23 protein-coding genes are annotated in these 24462 nt (G+C 70.5%); 10 read left to right on the forward strand and 13 right to left on the reverse strand.

Annotated features, from left to right (window positions below; genetic code table 11):
- Positions 1-30: 30 nt before the first annotated feature.
- The 5 genes from ACIRPT_RS02145 to ACIRPT_RS02165 all read right to left on the reverse strand — a co-directional run bounded on the left by ACIRPT_RS02145 (position 31) and on the right by ACIRPT_RS02165 (position 4384).
- Positions 31-1236: an LLM class flavin-dependent oxidoreductase gene (locus ACIRPT_RS02145; protein WP_403820828.1), complete on the reverse strand. Its 1206-nt coding sequence runs from the start codon at positions 1234-1236 to the stop codon at positions 31-33.
- Between the two features lies 1 nt (position 1237).
- The gene (locus ACIRPT_RS02150) at positions 1238-2281 is read right to left on the reverse strand and encodes an ABC transporter substrate-binding protein (protein ID WP_403820831.1); all 1044 of its coding nucleotides are present in this window, start codon (positions 2279-2281) and stop codon (positions 1238-1240) included.
- Positions 2282-2314: 33 nt separating this feature from the next.
- Entirely contained in the window at positions 2315-3184 is an 870-nt protein-coding gene (locus tag ACIRPT_RS02155) for an ABC transporter ATP-binding protein (protein ID WP_403820834.1), read from the reverse strand.
- Complete coding sequence (locus ACIRPT_RS02160) at positions 3157-4068, reverse strand: ABC transporter permease (RefSeq protein ID WP_403820837.1); 912 nt, start codon at positions 4066-4068, stop codon at positions 3157-3159. Before ACIRPT_RS02160 ends, ACIRPT_RS02155 begins: the two co-directional genes overlap by 28 nt.
- Positions 4069-4300: 232 nt before the next feature.
- Positions 4301-4384 carry a putative leader peptide gene (locus ACIRPT_RS02165; RefSeq protein WP_403498687.1) on the reverse strand — a complete coding sequence of 28 codons (84 nt, stop codon included), beginning with the start codon at positions 4382-4384 and terminating at the stop codon, positions 4301-4303.
- Between the two features lie 133 nt (positions 4385-4517).
- On the opposite strand from ACIRPT_RS02165, the gene ACIRPT_RS02170 reads away from it, so the two are divergent.
- The 7 genes from ACIRPT_RS02170 (at position 4518) to ACIRPT_RS02200 (ending at position 13058) form a co-directional block, all read left to right on the forward strand.
- The gene (locus ACIRPT_RS02170; RefSeq protein WP_403820840.1) at positions 4518-4940 is read left to right on the forward strand and encodes a secondary thiamine-phosphate synthase enzyme YjbQ; all 423 of its coding nucleotides are present in this window, start codon (positions 4518-4520) and stop codon (positions 4938-4940) included.
- Between the two features lie 298 nt (positions 4941-5238).
- On the forward strand, positions 5239-7878 hold the full coding sequence (locus ACIRPT_RS02175) for a nitrate- and nitrite sensing domain-containing protein (protein ID WP_403820843.1): 2640 nt from the start codon (positions 5239-5241) through the stop codon (positions 7876-7878).
- The gene (locus tag ACIRPT_RS02180) at positions 7875-8291 is read left to right on the forward strand and encodes a roadblock/LC7 domain-containing protein (protein WP_403820846.1); all 417 of its coding nucleotides are present in this window, start codon (positions 7875-7877) and stop codon (positions 8289-8291) included. The genes ACIRPT_RS02175 and ACIRPT_RS02180 overlap by 4 nt, the downstream gene beginning before the upstream one ends.
- A gap of 84 nt (positions 8292-8375) precedes the next feature.
- A complete protein-coding gene (locus tag ACIRPT_RS02185; RefSeq protein WP_403820849.1) occupies positions 8376-9596 on the forward strand; it encodes an ABC transporter substrate-binding protein in 1221 nt (406 codons plus the stop codon).
- Positions 9596-11563 (forward strand): ABC transporter permease, encoded by a 1968-nt coding sequence (locus ACIRPT_RS02190; RefSeq protein WP_403820852.1) that lies wholly within the window; start codon positions 9596-9598, stop codon positions 11561-11563. The genes ACIRPT_RS02185 and ACIRPT_RS02190 overlap by 1 nt, the downstream gene beginning before the upstream one ends.
- Complete coding sequence (locus tag ACIRPT_RS02195) at positions 11560-12357, forward strand: ABC transporter ATP-binding protein (protein WP_403820855.1); 798 nt, start codon at positions 11560-11562, stop codon at positions 12355-12357. Before ACIRPT_RS02190 ends, ACIRPT_RS02195 begins: the two co-directional genes overlap by 4 nt.
- Positions 12336-13058 (forward strand): ABC transporter ATP-binding protein, encoded by a 723-nt coding sequence (locus tag ACIRPT_RS02200; RefSeq protein ID WP_403820858.1) that lies wholly within the window; start codon positions 12336-12338, stop codon positions 13056-13058. Before ACIRPT_RS02195 ends, ACIRPT_RS02200 begins: the two co-directional genes overlap by 22 nt.
- 82 nt (positions 13059-13140) lie before the next feature.
- On the opposite strand, the gene ACIRPT_RS02205 is transcribed toward ACIRPT_RS02200, so the two are convergent.
- The 4 genes from ACIRPT_RS02205 to ACIRPT_RS02220 form a co-directional block, all read right to left on the reverse strand.
- Positions 13141-14385: a monooxygenase gene (locus ACIRPT_RS02205; RefSeq protein ID WP_403820861.1), complete on the reverse strand. Its 1245-nt coding sequence runs from the start codon at positions 14383-14385 to the stop codon at positions 13141-13143.
- 499 nt (positions 14386-14884) lie between these two features.
- Entirely contained in the window at positions 14885-16696 is a 1812-nt protein-coding gene (locus tag ACIRPT_RS02210; protein ID WP_403820864.1) for a choline/carnitine O-acyltransferase, read from the reverse strand.
- Between the two features lie 14 nt (positions 16697-16710).
- Entirely contained in the window at positions 16711-17565 is an 855-nt protein-coding gene (locus ACIRPT_RS02215; RefSeq protein ID WP_403820867.1) for a class I SAM-dependent methyltransferase, read from the reverse strand.
- Positions 17566-17634: 69 nt separating this feature from the next.
- A complete protein-coding gene (locus ACIRPT_RS02220) occupies positions 17635-18504 on the reverse strand; it encodes an arpA protein (protein ID WP_403820870.1) in 870 nt (289 codons plus the stop codon).
- A gap of 293 nt (positions 18505-18797) precedes the next feature.
- On the opposite strand from ACIRPT_RS02220, the gene ACIRPT_RS02225 reads away from it, so the two are divergent.
- Positions 18798-19001, forward strand: coding sequence for a hypothetical protein (locus tag ACIRPT_RS02225; RefSeq protein ID WP_403820873.1), 204 nt, complete (start codon positions 18798-18800; stop codon positions 18999-19001).
- A gap of 5 nt (positions 19002-19006) precedes the next feature.
- Here the strand turns inward: ACIRPT_RS02225 and ACIRPT_RS02230 are convergent, their stop codons facing one another.
- The 3 genes from ACIRPT_RS02230 to ACIRPT_RS02240 form a co-directional block, all read right to left on the reverse strand.
- The gene (locus ACIRPT_RS02230) at positions 19007-19651 is read right to left on the reverse strand and encodes a protein-L-isoaspartate(D-aspartate) O-methyltransferase (RefSeq protein ID WP_403820876.1); all 645 of its coding nucleotides are present in this window, start codon (positions 19649-19651) and stop codon (positions 19007-19009) included.
- A 253-nt stretch (positions 19652-19904) separates the two neighbouring features.
- The gene (locus ACIRPT_RS02235; protein WP_403820879.1) at positions 19905-21002 is read right to left on the reverse strand and encodes a hypothetical protein; all 1098 of its coding nucleotides are present in this window, start codon (positions 21000-21002) and stop codon (positions 19905-19907) included.
- A 93-nt stretch (positions 21003-21095) separates the two neighbouring features.
- Positions 21096-21266, reverse strand: coding sequence for a hypothetical protein (locus tag ACIRPT_RS02240; protein WP_403820882.1), 171 nt, complete (start codon positions 21264-21266; stop codon positions 21096-21098).
- A 556-nt stretch (positions 21267-21822) separates the two neighbouring features.
- Between ACIRPT_RS02240 and ACIRPT_RS02245 the strand changes: the two genes are divergently transcribed.
- Positions 21823-22503 carry an AAA family ATPase gene (locus ACIRPT_RS02245; RefSeq protein WP_403820885.1) on the forward strand — a complete coding sequence of 227 codons (681 nt, stop codon included), beginning with the start codon at positions 21823-21825 and terminating at the stop codon, positions 22501-22503.
- Entirely contained in the window at positions 22500-22751 is a 252-nt protein-coding gene (locus ACIRPT_RS02250; RefSeq protein ID WP_403820887.1) for a hypothetical protein, read from the forward strand. The genes ACIRPT_RS02245 and ACIRPT_RS02250 overlap by 4 nt, the downstream gene beginning before the upstream one ends.
- A 70-nt stretch (positions 22752-22821) precedes the next feature.
- Here the strand turns inward: ACIRPT_RS02250 and ACIRPT_RS02255 are convergent, their stop codons facing one another.
- Positions 22822-24234, reverse strand: coding sequence for an amino acid permease (locus ACIRPT_RS02255; protein WP_403820890.1), 1413 nt, complete (start codon positions 24232-24234; stop codon positions 22822-22824).
- Positions 24235-24462 lie beyond the last annotated feature (228 nt).

Below are 24462 nucleotides of genomic sequence, written 5' to 3' on the forward strand. Positions count from 1 at the left end.
ACCAATGGGCTTTCCGGCGGGCGGAGGCCGTCAGCGTCCCCCCGCCACCAGCAACGGCGCCCCGCCGGGCGCCGACGCCGGACGGCCGTTCGCCGCCGGTACGCCGGCCAGTGGGGGCGGCGCCGCAGCCAGCAGCCCCCGCGCGGCAAGCTCCGGCCGTACGCCCTCGCCGAACCAGTACGCCTCCTCCAGATGCGGGTAACCGGACAGCACGAAGTGCTCGATGCCCAGGGCGTGGTACTCCTCGATCCGGTCGGCGACCTCGCCATGGCTGCCGACCAGTGCGGTGCCCGCCCCGCCCCGTACCAGACCCACCCCCGCCCACAGGTTCGGTGAGATCTCCAGCTTGTCGCGCGAGCCGCCGTGCAGCGCGAGCATCCGGTGCTGGCCCACCGACTCGCTCTTGCCCAGGGCCTGCTGCGCAGCGGCGACGGTGTCCGCGTCGAGATCGCCCAGCAGCCGGCCGGCGGTCGCCCAGGCCTCCTTCGACGAGTCCCGCGAGATGGTGTGCAGCCGGATGCCGAACCGGACGCTGCGCCCCTCCTTCTCCGCCAGCCCGCGAATCCAGTCGATCTTCTGCCTGACCTGCTCGGGCGGTTCGCCCCAGGTCAGATACACATCCACGTTCCGGGCCGCGACCGGCCCCGCGGCCGCCGACGAACCGCCGAAGAAGATCTGTGGCAGCGGGTCCGGTGGCAGCGCCGTCAACCCGCCCTCGACCTGGTAGTGCTCGCCCCGGAAGTCGAACGGCTTCCCGCCCCACACACCCCGTACGACCCGCAGGAACTCATCCGTACGGGCATACCGCCGGTCGTGGTCGAGATGATCGCCGAACCGCTTCTGCTCGGTCGAGTCGCCGCCGGTGACCACGTTCAGCAGCAGCCGCCCGCGCGAGATCCGCTGATACGTCGCGGCCATCTGAGCGGCCAGCACCGGCGAGATCACCCCCGGCCGGAACGCGACCAGGAACTTCAGCCGCTCCGTGACCTGAGTGAGCGCCACCGTCGTCAGCCATGCGTCCTCGCACCAGGTACCCGTCGGCGTGAGCACCGCATCAAACCCCAACTGCTCCGCAGCCTTAGCTATTTGCGCCAGATACTCGATGTCCGGGGCCCGGACCCCGCTCACCGGAGTGATGCGGTCGCGCCGAATCCCGCCGTCCGTATAGGCGTGCCGGTCGACGAGGGTCCGCCCGTCGCCGCCGGTCGGCAGAAACCAGTGCAGGTGCACGGACATCTCATGCGGCCTTTCCGTAGGTGCGCGGCGCCGTACCCGAAGGCGGCAGCTCGCCGTTGAAACGGGTGTCGACGAACGACCCGAAGTCGAATGTGCGGGGGATCAGCTTCAGTTGGGCGAACGAGTCCACGATCCCCTGCTCCGAGGCGATGGCGGCCTTGTCCACGGCGACCGATACCCCCGTGCCCCGGGTTCGTTTGACCGCGGCCAGCGCCACCTTCTCCGGCAGCCCGGTCTCCTTCGCCCATGCCTTCGCCCAGGCGCCGGGGTGCTTGAAGACCCAGTTCTGCGCCCGCCGCAGCCGGTCCACGTAATCCTTGAGCACCGCGGCCTTCTTCTTGTCGGCCAGCGCGGCGGGCGCGGCCACCTGGAAGCTCAGTCCGTTGACCACACCCTGCCCGGTGGTCAGCACCCGGGCATCGGCCTGATCGAGCGCCTGCGAGGTGTACGGGTCCCACACCGCCCAGGCATCCACCTTGCCCCGGCTGAACGCGGCGAGCGCATCGGCCGGCTGGAGGTAGCTCAGCCTGACGTCCTTCGGCGACAGCCCGGCCCGCTTCAGCGAGGCGACCAGCTGATAGTTCGCCGAGCTGCCCTGCGCCACCGCGATGGATCGGCCCTTCAGATCGGCCGGCCGCTTGAGCGGCGAGCCCTTCTTCACCAGGATGGCCTCGCCGTCGGAGCTGCTGTGCGTCCCCGCGATCACCTTGATCTTCGAATGCGCGGCGGCGGCGAACACCGGCGGCGTGTTACCGACCGCGCCGACGTCGACGGCCCCGGCATTGACCGCCTCCAGCAGCGGCGGCCCCGAGGTGAACGTCGACCACTTGATCTTGTACGGCAGGTCGTCCAGCTCACCGGCCGCCCGCAGCAGCGCCTCCGAACCCCCCTTCTGATCACCGACGTTGAGCGTCTGCGACCCCTTGCCGTCGGTCCCGCTGCCGCTGCCGCCCGAAGCGCCGTCAGCCCGCGACGCACCACCGCACCCGGCGAGCACCAGGGCGAGCGGGAGCAGCAGGGCGGGGGAGAGGTGCCGTGGTCTCATGGCGTGTCCGTTCTGTGCAGGGGTGGTTCGGGGTCAAGCGGAGGGGATGGCGGGTGCGGCCCCGCCCGGAGGGACGGATGCAGTACCGGTACGGGGCCGCGGAAGGGCTTCGGCGCCCGTACGAGGTGGGTCGGCGTCCGTACGGGGCCCGGCCCCGCCGCCCGCCACCGCCCCCTCGACGCCCAGCCGGTCGAGCAGGCGGGCGCGCAGCGCGGCGAACCGGGGATCGGAGACCTCGCGCGGCCGAGGCAGCTCCACCTCGGTCTCGTACGCGATCCGGCCGCCCTCCATCACCAGCGCGCGGTCGGCGAGCAGCAACGCCTCGTCCACGTCATGGGTGACCAGCAGCACCGCGCAGCCGCGTTCCTGCCACAGCTCGGCCACCAACCGCTGCGCCTTGATCCGGGTCAGCGCATCGAGCGCGCCGAACGGCTCGTCGAGCAACAGCAGATCGGGCTCCCGCACCAGCGCACGGGCGAGCGACGCGCGCTGAGCCTCCCCTCCGGAGAGCGTCCTGGGCCAGGCATCCGCCCGATGGTCGAGCCCTACCTCCGCCAACGCCCTTACTGCCGCGTCTCGTCCGGGGCGCCCCGGGAGCCCCAGCAGCACGTTGCGCCAGACCCGCTTCCAGGGCATCAGCCGCGGCGCCTGGAACGCCACCGCCTTGCGGCGCGGCACCAGAACCTCGCCCTCGATCTCCCGGTCGAGCCCCGCCAGCACCCGCAACAGCGTCGACTTGCCGCAGCCGCTGCGTCCGAGCAGCGCCACGAACTCGCCCGGCCGGATGGTCAGATGGAGTCCGTCGACCACGGCCTTCCCGTCAAAGGCCCGCATCAGCCCGGCAACCTCGACGGCGGCGCCGGCGCCCGCCGCGCTCACTGTCCCGTAAACGTCGGTCGCCATTGCAGCAACAGCCTTTCCAGCGTGCGGACGACGAAGTCGGCGATGAGCCCGAGGGCCGCGTAGACGACCAGGCACACCACGATCACGTCGGTACGGAAGAACTCCCGGGCCTGATTCATCAGAAAGCCCAGACCGTCATCGGCGTTCACCTGCTCACCGAAGACCAGGGCCAGCCACGCGGTGGCCAGCGAATAGCGCAGCCCGGTCATGGCCCCCGGCAGCGCACCGGGCAGCACCACATGCCGGACCAGCCCCCACCGGCCCAGCCCGAGCGAGGTCCCCGCCTCCACCAGCTGGGCATCCACGCCCCGGATCCCGGCGTACACATTCAGATACAGATGGAACGCCACCCCGAGCGCGATGAGCGCGATCTTCGGCGCCTCGCCGATCCCCAGCCAGATGATGAACAGCGGAATCACGCCCACCCAGGGGATGGACCGCAGCATCTGCACGGTCGCATCGACCAGGTCCTCGCCGAGCCGCGAAAGCCCCGAGACCAGCGCCAGCACGATCCCTGCCGACCCGCCCAACAGCAGCCCCACGGCGACCCGTTGAACGGACACCAGCATCGCCGAAGGCAGCGTCCCGTCCGAGACGAGATCACCGGCGGTGGCGGCGATGGCCCCGGGCGACGCCAGCATGTCGGCGGGCAGCGCCCCGCTCGCGCTGAGCACCTGCCACACCACCAGCAGTCCCACGGGCCCGGCCGCGCGGCGCAGCCAGCGGGGCACCGACCGGCGACGACCGGCGACGGGGCGGACACGCACCAGCTCGGGCGAGCCGACCACACCCGACGGCGCGACTGCGCCATCACCTTGACAATTCCCTACTTTCCCCAAAATATCGGGCGAGGCATGGCCGGGCACGGCCTGATCGAGCGTCATACGAGCTCCACGAAGGGGGGGGAGGGGCGCACGCCCGGGCGGTCGACAGGCGACGGCGCACACAGGCGGCGAAAAATCGAGAGGAAGCAGTCCGGCGGGGACCGGCAAGCGCAGACAACCATCCGCGGGCCAACTCACGCCCCACAGACGTCAGCGCATCAGCACCTCAGTGCATCAGCGCGCAACGGAAAGGGCGTCAGCCTAGGTGTAGGCGTAGGCGTAGGCGTAGGCGTCAGCGACCGCGGCGACACGCGGCGGAGGCCACCCGCAGCAGGTCGATATGACCGCGCGTGGTGAGCAGGGCTGACAAGGGCATGTCGCTGAAAGTAGCGGTGCGCTCCGAGAGGGGTCAAACGTCATCTCGGCAGGTGGACCTTTGTTGCACGGGCATTGCGACGGGCGCGGACAGGGCCGCCGACCCGGCCGGCGGCCCGTAAGAAGATGGAGCCATGAGCACCGCATTCACCACTCGCACCCTCAACATCACCACCGGCCCGACGGAAACCGTCACCGACCTCACCGCCGACTGCGCCGCCTTCCTCGACGAAGCCGCGGCGGGACGCGACGGCCTGCTGAACGTCTTCGTCCCGCACGCCACCGCCGGCATCGCCATCCTGGAAACCGGCGCCGGCAGCGACGACGACCTCCTGGCCGCCCTCCACGACCTCCTCCCCTCCGACAACCGCTGGCGCCACCGCCACGGCAGCCCCGGCCACGGCCGCGACCACGTACTGCCCGCCCTCGTCCCACCACACGCGACCCTCCCCGTCGTCGCGGGGCGGCTGGAGCTGGGCACCTGGCAGTCGGTCTGTCTGGTGGACACCAATATCGACAATGTCAACCGTCAGGTTCGACTGAGCTTCCTGGGCTGAGCACGATTGTCCGGGGGGCGGCCGCTCCGTACCCCGCGTGCTCGAAACGGGCCTCGCGCGGAGGCGTTTAGTGATCATTTTCCAGGAAAATGTCGATCAATTACGATCACGATGTGACACAGATCACGCCGCTGAGCAGGTCTTTTCTCGCAGGGGGTGGTCCTCCCCTCCTGCGGGCGACCTAACATCAACACGCGCTGCACGGGGGATACGGTCAACTCACTTACAACATCAACATGTTGGCTTTCCGCGCTGCCGCACCCTTAGGACTTCCAACTGCAGTTCAGGTGTCGCTTTGATGTCATTACCCCTGCTCCGACCAAGCAAGGGGCTCGGCGGAGGTGCCCGCACCGCCAGGATCTCGCATCGCCTGATCCTGCTGGTGGCAGTGCCGCTCGCCGTAGCTGTCGCCTTCGCCGGGCGGGCCCTGGCCCCGTCGACCGGGCAGGCCATCCAGGCCGTCCGACTCGAGGCGGCGATCGAAGTAGCGCAAACGGCGAGTGATCTGACGTACCGATTACAGCGCGAACGCGCGGAAGCTTCGATACAGGTCACCTCTGCGCAGAGGTCCGGAGAGCGGTTCGGGAGGCTCGCCCGGGCCACCGACGAGAGCGTCACGCGCTACCGGGAGAAGCGCGCGGGGCTCTCTTCCATGCCGTCCGCCACGAACGCGACGTTGCAAAGGATCGACAAGTCTCTGGACAGGATCGCGTCCCTGCGCGCCCAGGTGCGCTCCGGTGCCGGCTCCTTGTCCTCCGTGGCGTTCGGTTACCGCATCGTCATCGCCGACCTCGTTTCCTTCCGTGACAGCATCGCGCAGGCCGACGGGGTGAACGCGGAGGTGGCCGACCATATCCGAGCCGCCGCCGCGCTGTCGGAGGCGGCCGAGCACGCCGCACAGCAGGAGGTCGCCGTCCTGCGGGCGCTCTCCGACGGCGGTTTCACGCCCGCCTCGCTCCAGACGTTCGAGGCGACCCGGCTTGGTTACACGGACGCGTACGAGACCGTCACCGCAGTCGGGCCTGGAGAGTGGCGTACCTGGATGGAACGCACGCTGTCCGGGCCGAGAGCGACGGCGGCCGAGAAACTCGCCGCCGAAGCGGCTCGCAGCGCCGCGGGGGAGCGGCTGGCCATCAGCCGCACTGCCTGGACCGACGCCATGGCCGACCGGCAGGAGCTGTTGCAGTCGGTGGTGCTTCGGGCGGATGCCGACCTGCTCGACACCGTCACCGAGGAGCGCACCCGCCTCATCTGGTGGGCGGTGTCCGAACTGGCCGTGACCGTCCTTATGTTGGTGGCCGTCCTGCTCATCGCCGTACGACTCGGCCGCGACCTGATCCGCAGGCTCCGGGACCTGCGTGACGCCGCGCACGAAGTGGCGCACAAGCGCCTGCCCGAGGAGGTGCGCAAGCTCGCCCAGCTCGGCTCCGCGGGCCGGGCGACGCCCGACGAGATCGCCCGGCGGGCAGGCACGCCCTTGGTGGACCTCGCCGACGACGAGATGGGCGAGGTGGGACAGGCGTTCAACTCCGTGCACTACGCGGCAGTCCGGCTCGCGGGCGAGCAGGCCGGGTCCCGCGACCGGTTCGCGGCGACCCTGGTGACCGTGGCCCGCCGCGGCGCACGCCTCAACTCGGCTCTGACCGCGCAGCTGAACAGGGTGCAGCGCGACGAGTTGGACCCCAAGCGGATGGAGACCCTGTTCGCGCTCGACCACCTGGCCATCCGCATGGAGCACAACGCCAACAACCTTCTCGTACTCGGCGGTGTTGGAGGCGGCAGAGTCCGCCCCGCCAATGCGCCCTGCACCTCCGTGATCTACGCTGCGGCCCAGCAGATCGAGCATTACGGCAGGGTGAGCCTCGGTCACGTCGAGCCCTCGATCACCATTGCCGCACGTGTCGTCGACGACATCGCGCACATGCTCGCCGAACTCCTCGACAACGCCACACGGTTCTCGCCGCCCGACACCCAAGTCGGCGTGGGTGCCTGGAGCCTGTGCGACCGGGCCGTGCTCCAGATAGTCGACGAGGGCATCGGCATGCCGGACGCGCGCCGCACGGCACTCAACGCCGAGCTCGCCTCCCCGCAGGCCGACATCGGCGCCGTACACACCATGGGCCTGCAAGTCGTGGGACGTCTCGCGGCCCGGCACGGCATCGTGGTCGAACTGCGTGAGTCCTCCGGGCCCGGAACCATCGTCGAGGTGGTACTCCCCAAGGAACTGCTCGCCGAACCCGGCACGGACACCCTGGTGCCCGTGCCGCCGCCGCACGGCGCCGTGGGTCCGGCAGTCGCGCGGGACCACACCGGCCCGAACGAGGGCGGAGCGGGCCAGGAACCCGAGACTGCCCGCTCGCACGACGAGGGGAGCGGTGCCCCGGAACCCGCCGGAAGGCCGCGGCCCGCGATCCCGGTGCGGCCGCAGGGCAGCGCTGGCCACCTGACCACGGCTCTCCGCCCCCGCCCTGCGGAGCACGCGGAGTACGCCGAGGACTCAGCACCTGCGGATCGCGCGGCGTCCGCGGAACAGGGCGCAACGGCGCCGTCTCGGCCCGGTGTCCGGACGACCGGCCGTGCACCGGGCAGTGCCGTCCCCGTGGAGAGCAGGATCGCCGGGGTGAGCGCCTCCGGTCTGCCGATCCGCAAGCGGGCCGCACCCGGCGGTCCGACGCCGCCCACACCAGTGCGCCAGGCGGCGGGAGAGCGCGACGCGGCGACACGTGCCCGCAAGGCGCCGCGCCGCCGTGACTCCCGTCAGGTCTCCGACGTCCTCTCGGCCTACGCCCAAGGCATCAGCCGCAGCACACGTCGCAGTTCCCCCGAGCGCAATGCCGACGCCGGCGGTACCACAGGCACGCAAACCACAGGCACGCAAACCACAGGCACGCAAACCACCGGCTCGCCCGACGACAACACACAAGGGAGCACGCGATGACCCAACCCGAACCAGCCGGTTCCCTTGACTGGCTGCTCACCGACTTCGCCCGCCGAGTCCCCGAAGTCACGCACGCTCTCGCGGTCTCCGTCGACGGACTCGCCCTGGCCTTCACAGGCCTCGACCAGGACGACGCCGACCGTCTCGCCGCCATCTCCGCGGGACTGGTCAACCTGATGTCCGGCGCGGCGCAGTTGCTGCGGACCGACCCGGTGGAGCACAGCCTCACCGCGATGGACGGCGGCTACCTCTTCGCGATGGCGGTCTCGAGCGGCGCTTCCCTCGTCGTCGTCACCACTCGCGAGGCCGACATCGGCGAAGTCAGCTATTCCATGGCGGAGTTGATCGACCAGGTCGGTGGCGCCCTGTCCCCGCAGATCCGCGATGCAGGCAGTCCGGAGCACGCCCACTGATCCGCCGGAATCCAAGCCCGCCCGTCCACGACCCTGTCCAGGACGCCCTCCATACCGCTCGTACCACCCCTTGGAGTCCCTGTCATGAACAACGTCCTCACAGCCCGTCGCTCCGGCCGGCCCAGAAAGCGCGCGGGCGGTGCGGCACTGCTGGCCCTCGCGATGACCACGGTCGCGGGCTGCAGCGGCAGCGCGGCCTCCGGCGGTGACGACGACACCCTCAAGGTGGGCGTGCTGGTGCCGTTGTCGGGAACGTACGAGGCGATCGGCAAGGACATGCGCGACGGCTTCCAGCTCTACCTGGACACGCACGGCAAAAAGCTCGGCGGGCGCAAGGTGGAACTGACTCAGGCCGACGAGGGCGACGGGGCGCCGACAGCGGTGCCCGCCGCTAACAAGCTCATCAAGAAGGACCAGGTCGACGTGATAGCCGGCGTCGGCGGCGGTGGCTCCTTCGCCGCCGTCCAGCCCCTTGTCACCAAGAACGAGGTGCCCCTGCTCGCCACCGGCGGCCGTCCCACCAAGACCGACGTGAAGTGGATCTGGACCACGAGCTTCCTCTCCGAGGAGCCGGGCGAGGCGATCGCCCGGCACATCAAGGACGAGGTGGACGGCCCCGTCTACGCGATAGGCCCCGACTACCAGGGCGGTTACGACGAGATGCGCGGCTTCACCGAGGCCTTCGCCAAGGCTGGCGGCAAGCTCGCCAACCCGGACGGCAAGACCAAGTGGACGCCATTCCCCAAGACCACCAACTTCACACCGTACTTCAACGACATCGCCAAGACCGACGCCAAGGCGGTCTACTGCTTCTACGCCGGCAAGGCCGCGATCGACTTCGTGAAGCAGTACAAGCAGTCCGACGTGGCCGACCTGCCGCTGTACTCGCCCGGCTTCCTCACCGAGGGCGGCACTCTGCCCGCCCAGGGCGCGGCGGCCAAGGACATCTACTCCGTACTCAACTACGCGGCCGACCTCGACAACGAGGCCAACCGCTCGTTCGCCGCCGACTGGACCGCCAGGCACGACCTGCCGCCCACCACCTACGCGATGTCCGCGTACGACGCCGCCGCGGTGCTCGACAAGGCCGTCGCGGACCTTGCCGAGGACGGCAAGGAGATCACGTCCCAGAGCATCAACGAGGCCATCGGCGACCTCGGGCGGATCGACAGCCCGCGCGGCTCCTGGGAGTTCAGCAGAACCACCCACTCGCCCGTGCAGAAGTGGTACCTGCGCCAAGTGAAGCGCGACGGCGAACAGTTGGCGAACGTCGTCGTCCAGGACCTGGCGACGCTCGGCAGCTGATGGAGGTCCTCGACGCTCAGCTGATCCCCGCGGTCGACGGCGTCGCCTACGGTCTGCTGCTGTTCGTGGTGTCCGCCGGGCTGAGCCTGGCGTTCGGCACCGCGGGTGTGCTGAACCTCGCGCACGGCACGCTGTACGCGATCGGCGCCGCCACGGGCGCCGAACTGAGCGACGGCACCTGGGGCGGGCTGCTGCTCGGCCTGCTCGCGGGAACGGCGGCGGCGGGCGGAGCGGGGGCGCTCCTCGCCGTCGCCGCCGAACCTCTCGCCAGGCGCGGCCATCTCGCCCAGGCGCTGCTGACCTTCGGGCTCGCCCTGATCGGCGGCAACCTGCTCACCGCGGTCTTCGGCTCCGACGAACTGCCGGTACGGGTACCGGAAGCCCTCGACACCTCGGTGCCCCTGCTCGGACACAGGTACCCGGCGTACCGCCTGGTGTTCATCGTGATGGCCGTGCTGCTCGCGGCCTTCGGCACCTGGGTGCTCACCCGCACCCGCGCGGGCGCGGCGGTGCGCGCCGCCGCCGACGACCCGCAGATGCTCGCGGCGACCGGCATCAGCCCCCGCCTCGTGCACACCGGTGTGCTCATGGCGGCCGGCGCCCTTGCCGGTGCGGCCGGCGTGCTCGGGGCGCCGATCATCGGCCCGGGCCCCAGTACCGCGGAGAACGTGCTGATGCTCTCTCTGGTGGTCGTCGTCCTCGGCGGCCTTCGCTCACTGTGGGGCACCTTTCTCGCGGCGGTCGCGGTCGGCGAGGTGCAGACACTGGGCGTCTCGCTCGCCCCCGACCTGGCGCCCTACCTCCTCATGGCCGTGATGGCGGGCGCGCTGATCCTGCGTCCGCAGCGCGCAGCCGCGGCACCGGAGCCGACGCACCCCGAGCAGACGCCCGCACGCCGGACACCCTCAGCGGCGACCAAGGCGACCAAGGCGACCAAGGACCGGTCCGCGGCCGCCCTGTCACGGATCCTGGACCGCACGCCCACACCCGTGCGCCGGCTCACGCCCCTGGCGCTGCTGCTCGCCCTGCTCGCGGCCGCGCCCTGGACAGTGGACGCTTACACCCTCTCGTTGGCCGGCTACGCCCTCGCCCTCGGCCTGGTCGCCGTCAGCTCCACCGTCCTGACGGGCTACGCGGGCCTTCCGGTGCTCGGCCAGACGGCGCCCTTCGCAGTCGGCGCGTACGTCACCGCGATCGCCGCCGACGAGGGCTTCGCGACCGTGGGCCCGGTACAACACGCCTTGGCCGGCGCCGCCGCGGCCCTGTTCGCGCTGATCACGGGTCCCGCGGTGATCCGGGCCAGGGGCGTCACCGTCCTGATGATCACCCTCGCGGTCGGCGAGCTGACGCGCACCGCCGTCGCTCAGATGACGTCCGTCACCGGCGGCACCGACGGCTTCTTCGGCTTCCCCGCGACCCGTCCGCTGTGGGGTGCCGAGGCGCTGAGCGACGAAGTCGGCACGTATCACTACGTGCTCACCGCAGCCGCCGCCGTCCTCGTCACCACTGTGCTCGTACTCCGAAGCCGGGCAGGGCAGTTGCTCACCGGCACCCGCAGCGCCGAGGCGCGGATGCGCGCGAGCGGCCACCCGGTCTCCCGCTATCTGCTGCTCGCCTACATCGGCGGCGGCGCCCTCGCGGGCATCGGCGGTTCCTTGCTCGTGGTCGCGCAGCAGTACGTGTCGCCCGCGGACGTCGGCTTCGAGACAGCAGCCCTGGCGATGCTCGCCGCCGTGATCGGCGGCACCACCTCCGTCGCGGGCACCCTGCTCGGCGTCGCGCTGATCGTCGGCACCCGCGACTGGCTTGCCGGCGCCTGGCCCGGGCACGGTCCGCTGCTCCTCGGCGTGCTCTTCGTCCTGTCCGTCTACGTGCTGCCGCGCGGCCTTGCCGGCATCCGGACGGGCGTGACTGCTCGGACCGTCCCGCCCGCTGCACCGTCCCCGTCCCGGGAGACCGTCTCATGACCGACCGCGACCCCTTGCCCCCGGTTCTCGTCCTGGACGGGCTGACCCGGCGGTACGGCAGGGTGACGGCACTGGACGGTGTCGGCCTGCGGCTGCCCGCCAGGGCCCGGCACGCCGTCATCGGACCCAACGGCGCGGGCAAGACCACCCTGCTCCACCTGATCGCGGGCACGGAACGCCCCGACCGCGGCACGATCGTGCTCGGCGGGCGCGACCTCACCCGTACCGCGCCTGCGCGCCGGGCACGGTGCGGAATCGCACGCAGTTTCCAACAGCCCGTGGTCATTGGAGAGTTGACGGTGCTCGACAACATCGTCCTGGCCGCCTGGAGCCACCACCCCCGGCGCGATCGTGTCCCGGCCGCGCGCGAGCAGCTCGCGGCCGTGGGTCTGGGCGACATGGCGCACCGCCTGGCCTCCGAGCTGTCGCACGGCCGGCGCGGACTGCTCGATCTCGCGGCGGCCCTGGTCTGCCGCCCGCGCCTACTGCTCCTCGACGAGCCGAGTGCCGGACTCACCGACCGTGACATCGGGCGGCTGCTCGACGTACTCGGGCAGCTCCCCGGGGATGTCGCCATGCTCCTCGTCGAACACCACACCGGGGTGGTCACGCACCTGGCCGACACCGTCACCGTGCTCAAGGACGGGAAGGCCCTGCTCACGGCCCCCACCGACGTGGCCCTCAACCACCCGGACGTGCGCGAGGCCTACCTGGGAACGGGAACCGACCACTCGGGGCGGGAAGTTGACCACCGGGGAGGGGGGAGTGGCCCATGCTCCGCATCAGCGAGCTGACCGCGGGTTACCACGGCGGCACCGTGCTGCACGGCGTCGACCTTGAGGTGCCGCCCGGGACCGTGCATGCCGTCGTCGGGCACAACGGAGCGGGCAAGAGCACGCTCGTCCACACCGTCGCAGGGCTGCTGCGCCCCGCCTCGGGGGCGGTCCGCCTGGACGACGTCGACCTGACGGGTCGGCGGGCACACCAAGTGGCCCGGGCGGGTGTCGGGTTGGTCCCGCAGGGCCGCCGGGTCTTCGCCGGGCTGACCGTCGCCGAGCACCTGCGACTTGCCCACCGGCCGCGCGCGAAGGCAGGGCGCCAGGGCACTGCCTGGACGCCGGAGCAGGTCCTCGGACTGCTGCCCCGCCTCGCCGAGCGCCGGACCAACCGGGGCTCGCAACTCTCCGGCGGTGAGCAGCAGATGCTGGCCCTGGCCAGGGCGCTGCTCGGCAGCCCGCGCGTCCTGCTGCTCGACGAGCCGACGGAGGGCCTCGCGCCAGTGATCGTCGAGCAGATCCAGGAGTTGATCCGTGCGCTCGCCGACGAGGGAGTCGCCTCGCTGCTCATGTCGCCGAGCGCGGCGCTCGCCCGCGCCTGCGCGGACACGGTCACGGTCCTCACCTCGGGTGCGGTCGCTGCCCGGTTCGACGGCGACGAGGTCCGCGCCGATCCGGCCGCCCTCCACCGGACTCTCGCCCTGGCGCCCACGGAGTGACCGGGCCGCGCCACCGGCTGTGGCGAGCCCGGCACCGGGTGGCGCGCCCTCGTCCTCACATGCGCTCAGCCGCGACGCACGGTCAACTGTCCTTCTTCAGGCTGTCCTTCTGGAGTGCGTGGCCGCCGAAGCCGCTGCTGCGCTCCGGGCCGCCGATCTGCTCCTTCCACCAGGCATCGAAGTCGGAGGTGCGCATGGTCTCCCAGTCCGGGGTGTCGACGACCTGGGCCTGTCCGAACCTGCGGCCCAGGTCGACCATCGAGGCGCCGGGCGCGGTCCGCCCGGCGTCGTACGCCGCGGCGGCCGCCGCCCAGTCGTCGTGTGCCCGCCAGGCCTGCTCCAGGATCAGGGCATCCTGCAGTGCCTTGACCGCCCCGCCGCCGGTGTGCGGCCGGGCGACGGTGGCGGCGTCCCCAACGAGGGCGAGTCGGCCGTGGGCGTAGTGCGGCATCTCGAGGTCGTAGATGGGCTGGATGAAGGACTCCTCGCGCGGGGTGCGCAGCACGCACTCGGCCCAGTAGGGCGGGAAGTACTTGCGCACCACATCCCGTGCGAACGCGTCGAGTTCGGTGCTGAGCTTCCCCGGCGGCAGCGAGGTGGGGGTCTGCAGTTTCAGCGGGAGCGCCAGGTGCTCGGGCGGGGTGGTGTAAAGCACCCAGTTGACCCGCATGCCGCCCGCGCCGTCCGGTATTCGGTAGATCACGCAGTGACCGCCGGGGAAGACCACCGTACGCAGATCCGTCCAGACGAGGTCCGAGGAACCACACTCGGGCGCACCCTGCGAGGCGCCGCGCCAGCCGAGGTATCCCGCGTACGTGGGCCGGAGGCCGGGGAACATGGTGTCCCTGACGACGGAGCGGTAACCGTCGGCGCCGATGACGACGTCGAAGCGCTCCCGCCCGCCGGCGGTGAAGTCGAGCGTCACGCCCTCGGCGTCCTCCTCCACAGCCGCGATGCCCACGCCGGAACGGTACTCGACCTCGGCGGGCACTCGCCTGCGCAGCTCACTCCACAGCGAACCCCAGGAGTACGCGCGGAACGGGGCGTCCTGCACTCCGACAGCCCGGCCGAGTTCCGAGTCGCCGTCCCGCATCGTCCAGATGCGCTGGTCGATCGGGCTCCACGGCATGTCGGCGTCCACATACCCGGCGGCTTCCAACTCGGCGTAACGGTCCCGGTGCAGGCTCACACCCACCCCCCGTTCCTGGAGCCGGTCGGCGGCCCGTTCCAGGATGGTGACCTTCTCGGCGCCGCCCCGTAACGCTGCCAGGGCCGTCGCGCAGCCCGCGATGCTGCCACCGACGACCGCGATGTTGCCACCAAACATGCCGTGCTCTCCTCAGGTACCTCTCCGGCACTTCCTGTCAGCGGTCCCGGCTGATCACGGGCGCCCCGGAGTGCCCGTCCATCCCATCATGATCAGGCAATGCCGAGAGGGAAAAGGTGAGGGTTCGAGGTGAGGTTCCGCCAGGAATACGCAGGTGATGACGGTAAGTCAGTAGTGCCTGGCTGTACGGGCGGTTGGGCATACTCGCCCATCCCATCCCATCCCATCCCATCCCATCCGATCCCGCGTCCTGCGGAGGGTATTTCCCGCTTCCCGGCGCCTCGACGGCAGTGCGTTGCGGCTGGCGTCCAGGCGCCGTCCCGGCGGGAGTCCAGGACGGCGTGGCCCGGCACCTCGCGGTTCATGTCCGCTGGTCGTCAGTACGCAACCGGGAGCGGCGTTCTCCGGCCTCGGCCATGGCCGGCTCGGCCACTGAAGACGTCCGGGCCGCCGGACCGTGGTCCCCGGCCGGGAATTCCGGTCCGGCGGCGGGCTCCGTTCAGTCCTCAGGCCGCTCGGACGCCAGCAGTTCCCGGAGTTCGTCCATCGCCTCCCGGAGCCGGTCGGCGAACGTCCGCATCTGCGCAGCGACCGCCATCGGCGTGCTCAGGTAGAGGTTGAACCGCTCGGGAAGCAGCACATAGGCGACACCGATGCACTGGCTGCTGGTCGACCCGAAGCCGAAGTGCTGGATATTGACGGACGGCGCGGAGCTCGTGCTCAGGTAGTCGTCCCGCATGGTCAACCAGCCCGGTGTCCGGTACAGCGCGGGCTGCTCGGTCACCCCGAGTTCGGCTCCGCGCCTGCGCTGGATCAGCTCCAGCTCCCACAGGTGCTGCTCCGGCACCTGCCCGGCCTGGCACGCCTTCGCGCGCGCCACATGGGCCTCGGTGGCCGCCCGGAACGCGGCGCGCCGGGCATCCGCGTCCGCTGCCGGGTCCTCCATCGCCGACACGAAGTCCACCATCTCGGTGGTGACGACGCGCATCGCCTCGGTCCGCCCGTGCCGGTACTGCCGGGTGGCGATCGACTCGTACGTGGCGCCCAGGTGCCCCTTGGCGCGCTGGTGGGCGAGCTGGTAAGCGGCCTGGACGAACGCGTCCGGCGAGACCCCCAACCCCTTGGCCGCGCTGCTGCCGAAGTCCGCGAACGACAACGTGATGGTCGCGGTGTTCTCCCCGTACGCCGCGAACGCGTCGGCGGCGGAGCGCACCTGGGCCCGCAGCGAGTCGTCCATTTCGAAAACGATCGGCTCCAGCGCCGGCAGCCCCTGGGAACGGGCTCCGGACTGCCGGGACTGCTTTTCGGCCGGGGTATTGAGCAGGGCGTCGGTGAAGGTGAGGATCGTGGTTCCGTCCAACTCGCAGTGCTCGACGTTGATGCCCGCCCGTCCGTCGGCGAAGACGACGAATGACACGGCCTTGTCGAACCAGCGGTTGCCGCGGTCGCCGTACAGCAGCTGGTCACAGGCATCCTGGACGTCCGCGGGGGCGAAGTCCTCCAGAACGACGCAGAACAGTGCGCTCTCGACATCGTCAAGGGCGTCGGCGTTGCGGGGGTGGCAGGCGAGAAGGGACTCCCGGGCGGCCGCCCACTCCGCGCGGGCCATGGTGGTGAGGTGGCCCACCGAGGTGTCCGGGCCGGCCGGGTCGGCACCGGCCTTCATCACGGCGCGCAGCCCCGCCTCGATGTCATCCAGGCTGTGCGGGACACCGTCCGGACCCAGTACGTCCAGCCGGAACATGCCGCCCCGGAAGAACACCACGATGTGCCGGGCCTCGGACGGGCCCGGCCGCTCCTCGGTGTAAGGGGTGCGGACGGTGTCCTGCTGCGCGCCGGGGATACGCGTGGTGGAGAACAGAAACTTGTTCTGCACCATCGACTGGGGCGCTCCGCGCTGCACCACCGGTGGAATCAGCCCCTGATCGAGCTGCCGCTTGTAGTTGAGGGCCCCGGCGACGAGTCCGGCCGCCCGCTCCACCTGCGCCTGGTCGGAGTCCTGGAACAGGAAGAAGAAGTTGGCGTTGAGCGCGATCCGGTCCCGGCGGCCCAGGTATCGGTACGGCCAGAAGGTGTCGAGCCAGCTGTGCACGCCGTCCGTGGCGTCGTATTCCTCCAGCGCGGCATGCAGCACCCGGCCGGGGCCACCGGGTCGGAGAAAGGCGGCCACCTCCGCCTCGGTCGACGACCGCTCGTCGGCGGTCAGCAGCGGCGTACACCAGGCGAGAAACCTCTCGCAGCTCGCCTCCAGCGTAGGCAGCGGCACGCGCGGGAGGCTGTCCTCCTGGGCGAAGGTCGCGTTGCCTGACACATCCTGACTGATCTTCAACTCTGTTCTCGATTCGAGTCGTTGGTGTCGTTGATACCTGTGATGTCGTACGGCCGGGAAAGGTGGAGCTGTGCGTACAGCCAGCCTTCTGCCTCCAGGCCCCGTGGATCCACCCCTGCGGCCGACATACTGTCGAGTACGAGCGCCTGCTCCTGCGCGGAGGCGAACCGCCGTTGTCTGAACACCTCGTCGACGCGGACGGTCCGGTAGCCCAGACTCGCCAACGTGCGCTCGACGGAGTCGAACGGGAACATCCGCAGCACGAAGTGCGCCATCCAGGGCCGGCGGCTGCCCTGCGCCCGGACGACTCGCGTGAGTGTCCGCTCGGTGACGTAGCCGACGCAGCCCGTCGAGATCACCAGGTCCGTACTTGAGAGCTGGGCGCGCTGTCGCGGTGTGGGTTCGTGCTCCTCCAGGTCGGCGTGCACCACGTCGTCGAGGAACCCGGCCTCAAGAGCGTAGGACAGCGCGCTGCCGGAGGTGTCGAGGCCGACGAAGCGGATCGCTTGCGGGGGTTGGCGCGACCGGGCCAGCTCCCGGTCGCGGGCCGGCAAAGCCTCGCGGCTCCCACCCGCACGCCCCTCGTCGCCGTAGCGCGCGTACAGCTCGTCCATGGTCGCGTCGTACTTCAGCAGGGCGGCGTTGATTCCGTACGAGCAGCCGATGTCCAGCACCTTCGGTACCGCGACGTGCCGGGACTCCCGGTACTCCGTGATGATCTTGGCGAAGTAGGGCTTGGCCTGCTGCGGAACGCCGTAGTCGAGCGGGCGCAGCGCCCTGAAACAGTCGCGCGGATCGGGCTGGTCGTAGATGCGGGCGAGTGAGACTTTTCCGGTCACGTCGAAACGCACAGGGCTTACTCCTCCGTGGGATCGCGCAGGGGGAAACGGCCTACGGCTACTACGCGTTCTCGCCGCCCGCTAGTCCAGGAGCCGGTCGCCACGGACCGCCCGGCCCTCGGCCGCCAGGTGCTCGGGCAGCACCCGGCCGAAGAGCTGACGGGTCCGTTCCACGCTCCCGATGACGCCGGGGCGCTCGCTGTAGGCGAATATCGCGGAGTGGCGCGCGACCTCGCCGCGCACCCGGTTCACTCGATGCAGCGAGTAGCGCCCTTTGAACAACTGCAGGTCCCCCGGTTGCAGGGGGAGGCGCTGGGTCAACCGCTCGCCTCGGCCGCCCACCACGTCCCGGACGTCGTCGAAATTCTCGTCCTGCGCGGTCCGAATGTTCGGGCAGTACTCGAAGACGCCGCCGGCCTGCGCCTGCTGGGTGAGCACGCTCACGGTGAACTCGTTGGTGTCGAAGTGCCAGGGGTGCTCCATGCCCGGCGCGATGACGTTGAGAACCAGCCCGGAGAGCGGGTCCGCCAGTTCGTGCAGCTCCGGCAGTTCGAAGCAGCGGGCGATGAAGTGCCGGAACACCGTGTTGGAGTAGAGCCGGCTGATGAGGGAGTCCGCGGGGATGCGGTCCCGCGCGACGAACGCGTTACCCCGCTCGAAGGTTTTCCGGCCCGGATGGTCCTCCGGCAGTGCCGAGTCCACTGCGATGTTGTAGACGTTCACCGTCTCGACGTCGTGGTACGCCCCGGCGGCGATGGCCGAGCACTCCTGTCGCAGCACATCGCGCAGCGACGGGCGGATGAAGTCCGGCAGTACGGTGCAGCCGAGAGTCAACAGGTCGCGCCGGGCACGGGAAACCACGTCCTGTCCCCGGGAGCTCGCGAGTTCCGACAGGGGATAGCGGGCCGTGTCGACTACCTGATCGAGCGTCAGGGCTTCCAAAGAGCGCATTCGATCCTCTCCACATGCGGGCCGCCCCTCTCGCCGGCCCGCGGTTCCGCCTCCTACGCACACACGGGACGAGCGACGCGATCCGTGCGGTCGGCCGGACCTCACCCTCGACTTTTCAGTAACTCCGCTGGCAAGAAGGGCACTTGAAGTTCCCACAGTGGCGCCGTGTTGTCTGTGACGCGTCACACTGCCCAACTGTGCGTTCCAGCAGGCCTTCGCCGGTTCGGCACGGGCCGACCGTCGCGCAGGAGCCGTCGCCCGCGCCGCCCAGGCGGGACAGGCCGACGGACAGCATGGGCGCTCGAGTCGAACGCGACGGTGCCCGGCGCGTCGAACACGCCGGCCAGATCGCCATGCCCGAGGCGGCCGGACAGCTCGCCGAGCGCGGCATCGAGCCGCTGTCGCTGCACGACCATCCGGGCGTCGAGGACGTGCACCGTGCCCTGAAGGGCAGGGAGCCGGCCTCCGGCACCCTGGTCGGGACCTGTCAGCGCTGAGCGCGTCACCGCTGATCGTAGCCATGGGCGCCGTACAGCCGGACGAACCGGGCAGCGGTGACCGTCCTGCGGCGCACCAGGTCGTGGGCCCGCCGCTCGTACAGCTCGACGCGCTCCTGCCCGCCCTGCCCGATCGGCTGGACGAGCCGGCCACCGGTGCGGAGCTGCTCCACGAGCGGCTCAGGCACTCGCGGGAAGGCCGCGCAGACGATGACGGCGTCGTACGGGGCACGGGTCGGCATCCCGAGGGTCCCGTCGCCGACTACGACCGCGGCATTGCCGACGCCCTGCCCGGCCAGCCGCAGGCGGGCCTCGTCTACCAGGTCGGGCCAGCGCTCGACGCTGACGACGTACGCGGCCAAGCGGGCCGGCAGCGCGGTCTGCCAGCCGTATCCGGTCCCGACCTCCAGGACCTGTTCGTCTCCGGTGAGGCCGAGAGCGGAGACCATCATGGCGATCAGCGAGGGCTGGGTCGTCACCTGCCCATGGGGGAGCGGAACGGGCGTGTCCCGGTACGCGGATGCCACCTCGTCCGCGGGGACGAATTCCGCCCGGGGGACCCTCCGTACGGCCTCCAGGAGACGGGCGTCGGTCACGCCCACGGCGTGGGCCGCGCGGACCAGGTCCTCGGGGGTCCGTTCACGGGCCATGGGGCCGCGGGGCCAGGGAGTACCGCAGCGGGGTGGCCGCCGCCGGCACGCCTACCGACCAGGTCCTGGGCGGCGTGATCGATACGTCCGTCTCCGCCGCGCCGCTCCTGCTCCTGTCCATGTGCCCCATCCGCCGCTCATACGCCGCGCTGCCGCGCCGGCCCAGTGTCGGCATGGTCCGCGCGCGGCGCTGTCCGGGGCGGCCGGGCGCAAGGGCGACCCGTGATTTTTTGGGGGGCGCAGCGCGTCGGCGTCAGGGCGTGGTCCCCGGGTCGGTGTACCGCAGCAGGGCGCCCACGCCCTCGTACAGCCTCAGCTCGCTCTCCGGTACGACGACCAGCTCGGCACCGGTGCCGACGAGGGCCCGGACGAGGGCCTCGTCGGCGCGTTCCTCGCGCGGGGCCCGCACGCCGAAGGACATCAGCTCCGCCTCGGTCACGGCGAGCTGGGTGGGCTGGGAGCCCACCCAGAGCCGCAGGGAAGACCCTGGCGGCCGGTTCAGCAGCAGTGCCGAGACCTGGCCGCGCTGGAGGGCGGCGACGGTGGCGGCCAGGCCCTCCGTCATGGGTCCGTCCAGGGCACGCCGGCCGATGAAGATGTCCACGAGTTCCCGGTCGTGCGCGGCCATGCGGCCGCGGAAGACGCCGTCGAGCTGCGGCTCCAACAGGGCGCGTCCGGTGTCGGTGGGGGTCCGGCCGCCCACGCGTACGACCTTGTCCCGCAGGGTGTGCGGCAGGCGGCGGATCAGTACGTTGCATGCCCACTCGTCCCCGCCCACCACGACGGCGTCGGCATGAGCACGCCGTGCCCGTTCGTCCAGTCGGTGGCCGAGCCGGACGGAGGTGCGGTGCCAGGTCGCCACCGCGACCCTGCGGTGCAGCCGCTCACCCGGGGTGACGGCGGATGTGGGCCAGGCGCCGGTCTCCGCCTCCAGAGTCACCCAGCCGTGGGTCTCGGCGGTCGGAAGGCCACCGTAGTGGACGACTACGGCCATGTAGGGGATCTCCGGAAGGTGCTGGGCGACCAGGGGCATCGCGTCCGGCAGGGTGCTGTAACGCGCGGAGTCGTGCGCCGGCGGCCTGGGCAGCTCCCCCTCCAGGACGAGCGTGCCGTGCGCGGCGAAGATGGCCTGACCATGCACCCCCGGCACCCCTGTGTCGGTGCCGACCACCTCCTCCAGTACGTTCAGCAGCGCCCGGTCCGAGCCCTGACGGGACAAACTCTCGCGCAGCCGCCCCCAGCGCAGCGCGATCGCCCGCTCCGGATACTCGACGTTTCGCGAGGTGTCCAGGTACACGGAGACGAACGGGCCCGGCTCCGCATAGAGGGGTTCAAGGAACGACAACCTCATCGCCACTCCTCGTCGACGGTCCCCTCCTTTGATGATGCGCGCCCCGGGGGCGATGGAGCTCGACGAGCGCAAGCGGTGCGGAACGCGGGGCGGTCAGGAGCCGGCCGGCAGCAGCCGGCCCATCGTGAGCATGCTGGCGGCGACCAGGCCGTCCGGCACCGCCAAGCCGCGGGCCGGACGGCAGGCCGCTGAGCCCGGATGAAGGAGCAGTCCGCGCGGGAGCACCAGATCGTGGCGGGGGCCGTGGATTTGCAGGCTAAGCACGGTCGGCCCGTAAGGGCTCCGGCCGCGCATGAACGGCTTGAGGTCATCTGCGCGGGTGTCGGTGCTTGTGCGTTGCTGTGCGACGCCACGCGCAACTGCTCACTTGGCTGCCAGGCCGGGTTGCCTGCCAATCCGTGAGCAAGACCTCGGCGTGGTCCCGCAGCTCAAGCGAACACTGGTTGCCACGCTCGATCCTGGCCGCGTTCCTCTCGGCGGTGCGCATGAAGATGTCAGGAGAAGGGGTTGCCGGGCTGCCAGCCGTCGCAGCCGGCGGGGCGATTTGCTGCGTGACTCACAGGCTCTCTGGCCGCTGTGGTCATCCCAGGAGAGGGCGACCACCGGCACTGTCGCTGGGTGCGGTGCGATCCAGTCAGCCTGGGGGTCGCCCCACGGAGCTTCGCGGACACGAACGTCGACAATCCCCACCGGCAGGTGCGGTTGAGTTTCCTCGGCTAGAGAGCTCGCGCGGTCGCGCGCCCGCGCCGCTGCGACAACGACCGGGTGCCCGCCGTTTCTCCTGCGCGTGCGTGCGGGTGAACCACGAAGCCACGCCCTCGTGCCGACCGAAGCTGGACGATTGCGCCCGTTATTGTCGGTTCTTGTGCCGTTGAGCTGTGCGTTTGTGAACCTCAAGCCCGGCGTCGGAAAGACGACGAGTGCTGTGTGGCTGGCCCATGCGCTTCATGAGTCGGGACTGTCGCCCCTGTTGGTCGACGGTGACCCAGCCGCGTCCGCGCTGCGCTGGAGCGAGCTGGCCGGTGGCTTTCCGTTTCCGGTGATCGCCCTGCCGGTGGGAGACGTCCACCGTCGCGTGAACGACTTCCTCGGAAACCGGCAGGCCGTCGTGCTCGATGCGCCCCAGCTGGAGGACCATCCCCGCATTGCCCGCAGCATCATGAGGTACGCCGGTGAGTGGATCGTGCCCGTGACCCCGGCGCCCATCGAACTGGACCGGATGGCGCCCATCCGCGGCGAGATGGCCGATGTGCAGTCCCTGCGTGCCGAGCCGGCCCGCACGGCGGTCCTGCTCAATCGCACCAACCGTCCCGATGCCACGCGCACCGGGCCCGATGCCGACGCTCGGGAGGCACTCACCGAGCGGGGTTTCGAGGTGCTGGGCACCCAGATCGCGCGGCTCGACCTGTACGCCCAGTCCTTCGGGAACTCGGTCCTGGCCAAGGGTTCGGCGTATATGGAGTTCGCGGAGGAACTGATCGAGCGTCAGGAAGAGGCATGAGCCAGCGCAGGGATAACTACCGCGCCGCACTGGGGCGCGAGCAGGACGACGTCTCCGGACCCCGGTCCACCAAGGTCACCACGCTGCAGAGCAGATACATCCGGGTGACCGTCGAGGTGGATCCCGACCTGCAAGGCGATCTGACGCGATGGGTGGGCCGGCCGGTCACCTCGGCAGTGCTCGTCGGCACGACCGTCCTGCGTACCCTGTTCGCCACCGTCGGCAGGGTGTCCCGGCTCGGAGACTAGGCTGCGCCCCGCCCCGAGCCAACCGGCCTGCGCAGCCCCCGCACCCCGACATCAATGACGCACCAACTCGTCAGTCGGTGACGGTGGCCCGCCGGTCGCGGCGGTCTTTGAGATGGCCCGCGCCTGCCAGCGCCGCCACCACGACGGCCGTGCCGGCGAGCTGCTGACGGCCGTCCGCGTTGGCGGCCATGACGGCGAAGACACCGAGAATGGCGGCGAGCGCCAGCCAGGTCAGATAGGGGAAGCCCCACATCCGCACCGAGAGCAGCTCGGGTGCCTCACGCTCCAGACGGCGGCGCATCTTCAGCTGGGTGAGGCAGACGATGGCCCACACGACCAGCACCGAGCAGCCGGCGATGTTCAGCAGCCAGGCGAACACGGTCGTCGGCCAGACGATCCCGGCGATCACGGCCGCGAAGCCGAACACACAGGACGCCACCACCGCTGCCGCCGGCACGCCCCGGGTGACCCTGGCCAGGAAACGCGGGCCCTGGCCCCGACTGACGAGGGAGTACGCCATGCGCGACGAGCCGTAGATGTTGGCGTTCATCGCGGAGAGCAGCGCCACCAGCACCACTATCTGCATGATCGTGCCGGCTGCCGGGATGCCGAGGCTGTCGAGCACGGTGACGTACGGGCCATCCGTGGCGATCTTCGGGTTGTTCCACGGCACCAGGCTGACGACCACAGCCATGGAACCGATGTAGAAGACGGCGATACGCCAGACCGCGGTACGGACGGCACGGGCCACGTTCCGGCTCGGCCGGTCGGACTCCGCCGCCGCGATGGTGACCGTCTCAAGACCGGCGAACCCGGAAATGGTCGTCAGCAGCCCGGCGGCGAGCCCGGCGGCGCCGGTCGGGAAGAAGCCGCCGTGGCCGGTGAGATGCCTCGTACCGGGTGCGCTGCCGAACACCCCGAGAATGCCGAGCACGCCCAGCACCAGAAACGCGATGATCGTGGTGACCTTGATCGCCGAGAACCAGAACTCGAATTCGCCGAAGTTCTTGACCGCGGTCAGATTGCTGGCGCAGAAGAACAACGTGAAGATCGCCACCCAGCCGTAGGCGGGGATGAACGGGACCCAGTTGTGCATGATCGCCCCCGCCGCGGTGGCCTCGGCGGCCACGCCGGCGCAGAGCATCAGCCAGTACATCCAGCCCGAGGTGCTCCCTGCCCAGGAGCCGATTTCCTCCTCGGCATGGACCGAGAACGAGCCGGTGGAGGGCCGCGCCGCGGACATCTCACCGAGCATCCGCATGATCAGCATGACCAGCGCGCCGGTACCCATGAAGAGGAGGACGATGGCCGGCCCGGCCGCGGCGATGCCGACCCCGGAGCCTACGAAGAGCCCCGCGCCGATGACCCCGCCGAGCGCGATCATCGACAGATGGCGCTGCTTGAGGCCGTGCGACAACACGGACTCGTTGTTCTGCACGGCCTCCGGGGAGCCCTGGGGTGACCGGGTGGTTGTTGGACTCATGGTCGTGCCTGTTCATTTTGAGACGTTCGTAAGCCGCACGAGTCTGCGGGGACGCGTGACACGTATGAGGTGAACGCCCACTATTCGGAACGTTCGCTCACGAGTGGTGAAGGAGCTGACACGCATGGAGATGTCATCTCTTGTGGCGGTGGCTGCTCGTTGAGCACTGCATGTCGGCTCAGGCGGAGCGGCTGGTGCCGGATGAGCTGTGGGCGCTGCTTCGCCGGG

Source organism: Streptomyces sp. NPDC101227 (genome assembly GCF_044767545.1).
Taxonomy (GTDB): domain Bacteria; phylum Actinomycetota; class Actinomycetes; order Streptomycetales; family Streptomycetaceae; genus Streptomyces.

Excerpts from the sequence above, each read along its gene's own strand:
- ACIRPT_RS02145 (WP_403820828.1), bottom strand. The coding sequence starts at position 1,236 with ATGTCCGTGCACCTGCACTGGTTTCTGCCGACCGGCGGCGACGGGCGG.
- ACIRPT_RS02150 (WP_403820831.1), bottom strand. The coding sequence starts at position 2,281 with ATGAGACCACGGCACCTCTCCCCCGCCCTGCTGCTCCCGCTCGCCCTG.
- ACIRPT_RS02155 (WP_403820834.1), bottom strand. The coding sequence starts at position 3,184 with ATGGCGACCGACGTTTACGGGACAGTGAGCGCGGCGGGCGCCGGCGCC.
- ACIRPT_RS02160 (WP_403820837.1), bottom strand. The coding sequence starts at position 4,068 with ATGACGCTCGATCAGGCCGTGCCCGGCCATGCCTCGCCCGATATTTTG.
- ACIRPT_RS02165 (WP_403498687.1), bottom strand. The coding sequence starts at position 4,384 with ATGCCCTTGTCAGCCCTGCTCACCACGCGCGGTCATATCGACCTGCTG.
- ACIRPT_RS02170 (WP_403820840.1), top strand. The coding sequence starts at position 4,518 with ATGAGCACCGCATTCACCACTCGCACCCTCAACATCACCACCGGCCCG.
- ACIRPT_RS02175 (WP_403820843.1), top strand. The coding sequence starts at position 5,239 with ATGTCATTACCCCTGCTCCGACCAAGCAAGGGGCTCGGCGGAGGTGCC.
- ACIRPT_RS02180 (WP_403820846.1), top strand. The coding sequence starts at position 7,875 with ATGACCCAACCCGAACCAGCCGGTTCCCTTGACTGGCTGCTCACCGAC.
- ACIRPT_RS02185 (WP_403820849.1), top strand. The coding sequence starts at position 8,376 with ATGAACAACGTCCTCACAGCCCGTCGCTCCGGCCGGCCCAGAAAGCGC.
- ACIRPT_RS02190 (WP_403820852.1), top strand. The coding sequence starts at position 9,596 with ATGGAGGTCCTCGACGCTCAGCTGATCCCCGCGGTCGACGGCGTCGCC.
- ACIRPT_RS02195 (WP_403820855.1), top strand. The coding sequence starts at position 11,560 with ATGACCGACCGCGACCCCTTGCCCCCGGTTCTCGTCCTGGACGGGCTG.
- ACIRPT_RS02200 (WP_403820858.1), top strand. The coding sequence starts at position 12,336 with ATGCTCCGCATCAGCGAGCTGACCGCGGGTTACCACGGCGGCACCGTG.
- ACIRPT_RS02205 (WP_403820861.1), bottom strand. The coding sequence starts at position 14,385 with ATGTTTGGTGGCAACATCGCGGTCGTCGGTGGCAGCATCGCGGGCTGC.
- ACIRPT_RS02220 (WP_403820870.1), bottom strand. The coding sequence starts at position 18,504 with ATGCGCTCTTTGGAAGCCCTGACGCTCGATCAGGTAGTCGACACGGCC.
- ACIRPT_RS02225 (WP_403820873.1), top strand. The coding sequence starts at position 18,798 with ATGGGCGCTCGAGTCGAACGCGACGGTGCCCGGCGCGTCGAACACGCC.
- ACIRPT_RS02230 (WP_403820876.1), bottom strand. The coding sequence starts at position 19,651 with ATGGCCCGTGAACGGACCCCCGAGGACCTGGTCCGCGCGGCCCACGCC.
- ACIRPT_RS02235 (WP_403820879.1), bottom strand. The coding sequence starts at position 21,002 with ATGAGGTTGTCGTTCCTTGAACCCCTCTATGCGGAGCCGGGCCCGTTC.
- ACIRPT_RS02250 (WP_403820887.1), top strand. The coding sequence starts at position 22,500 with ATGAGCCAGCGCAGGGATAACTACCGCGCCGCACTGGGGCGCGAGCAG.
- ACIRPT_RS02255 (WP_403820890.1), bottom strand. The coding sequence starts at position 24,234 with ATGAGTCCAACAACCACCCGGTCACCCCAGGGCTCCCCGGAGGCCGTG.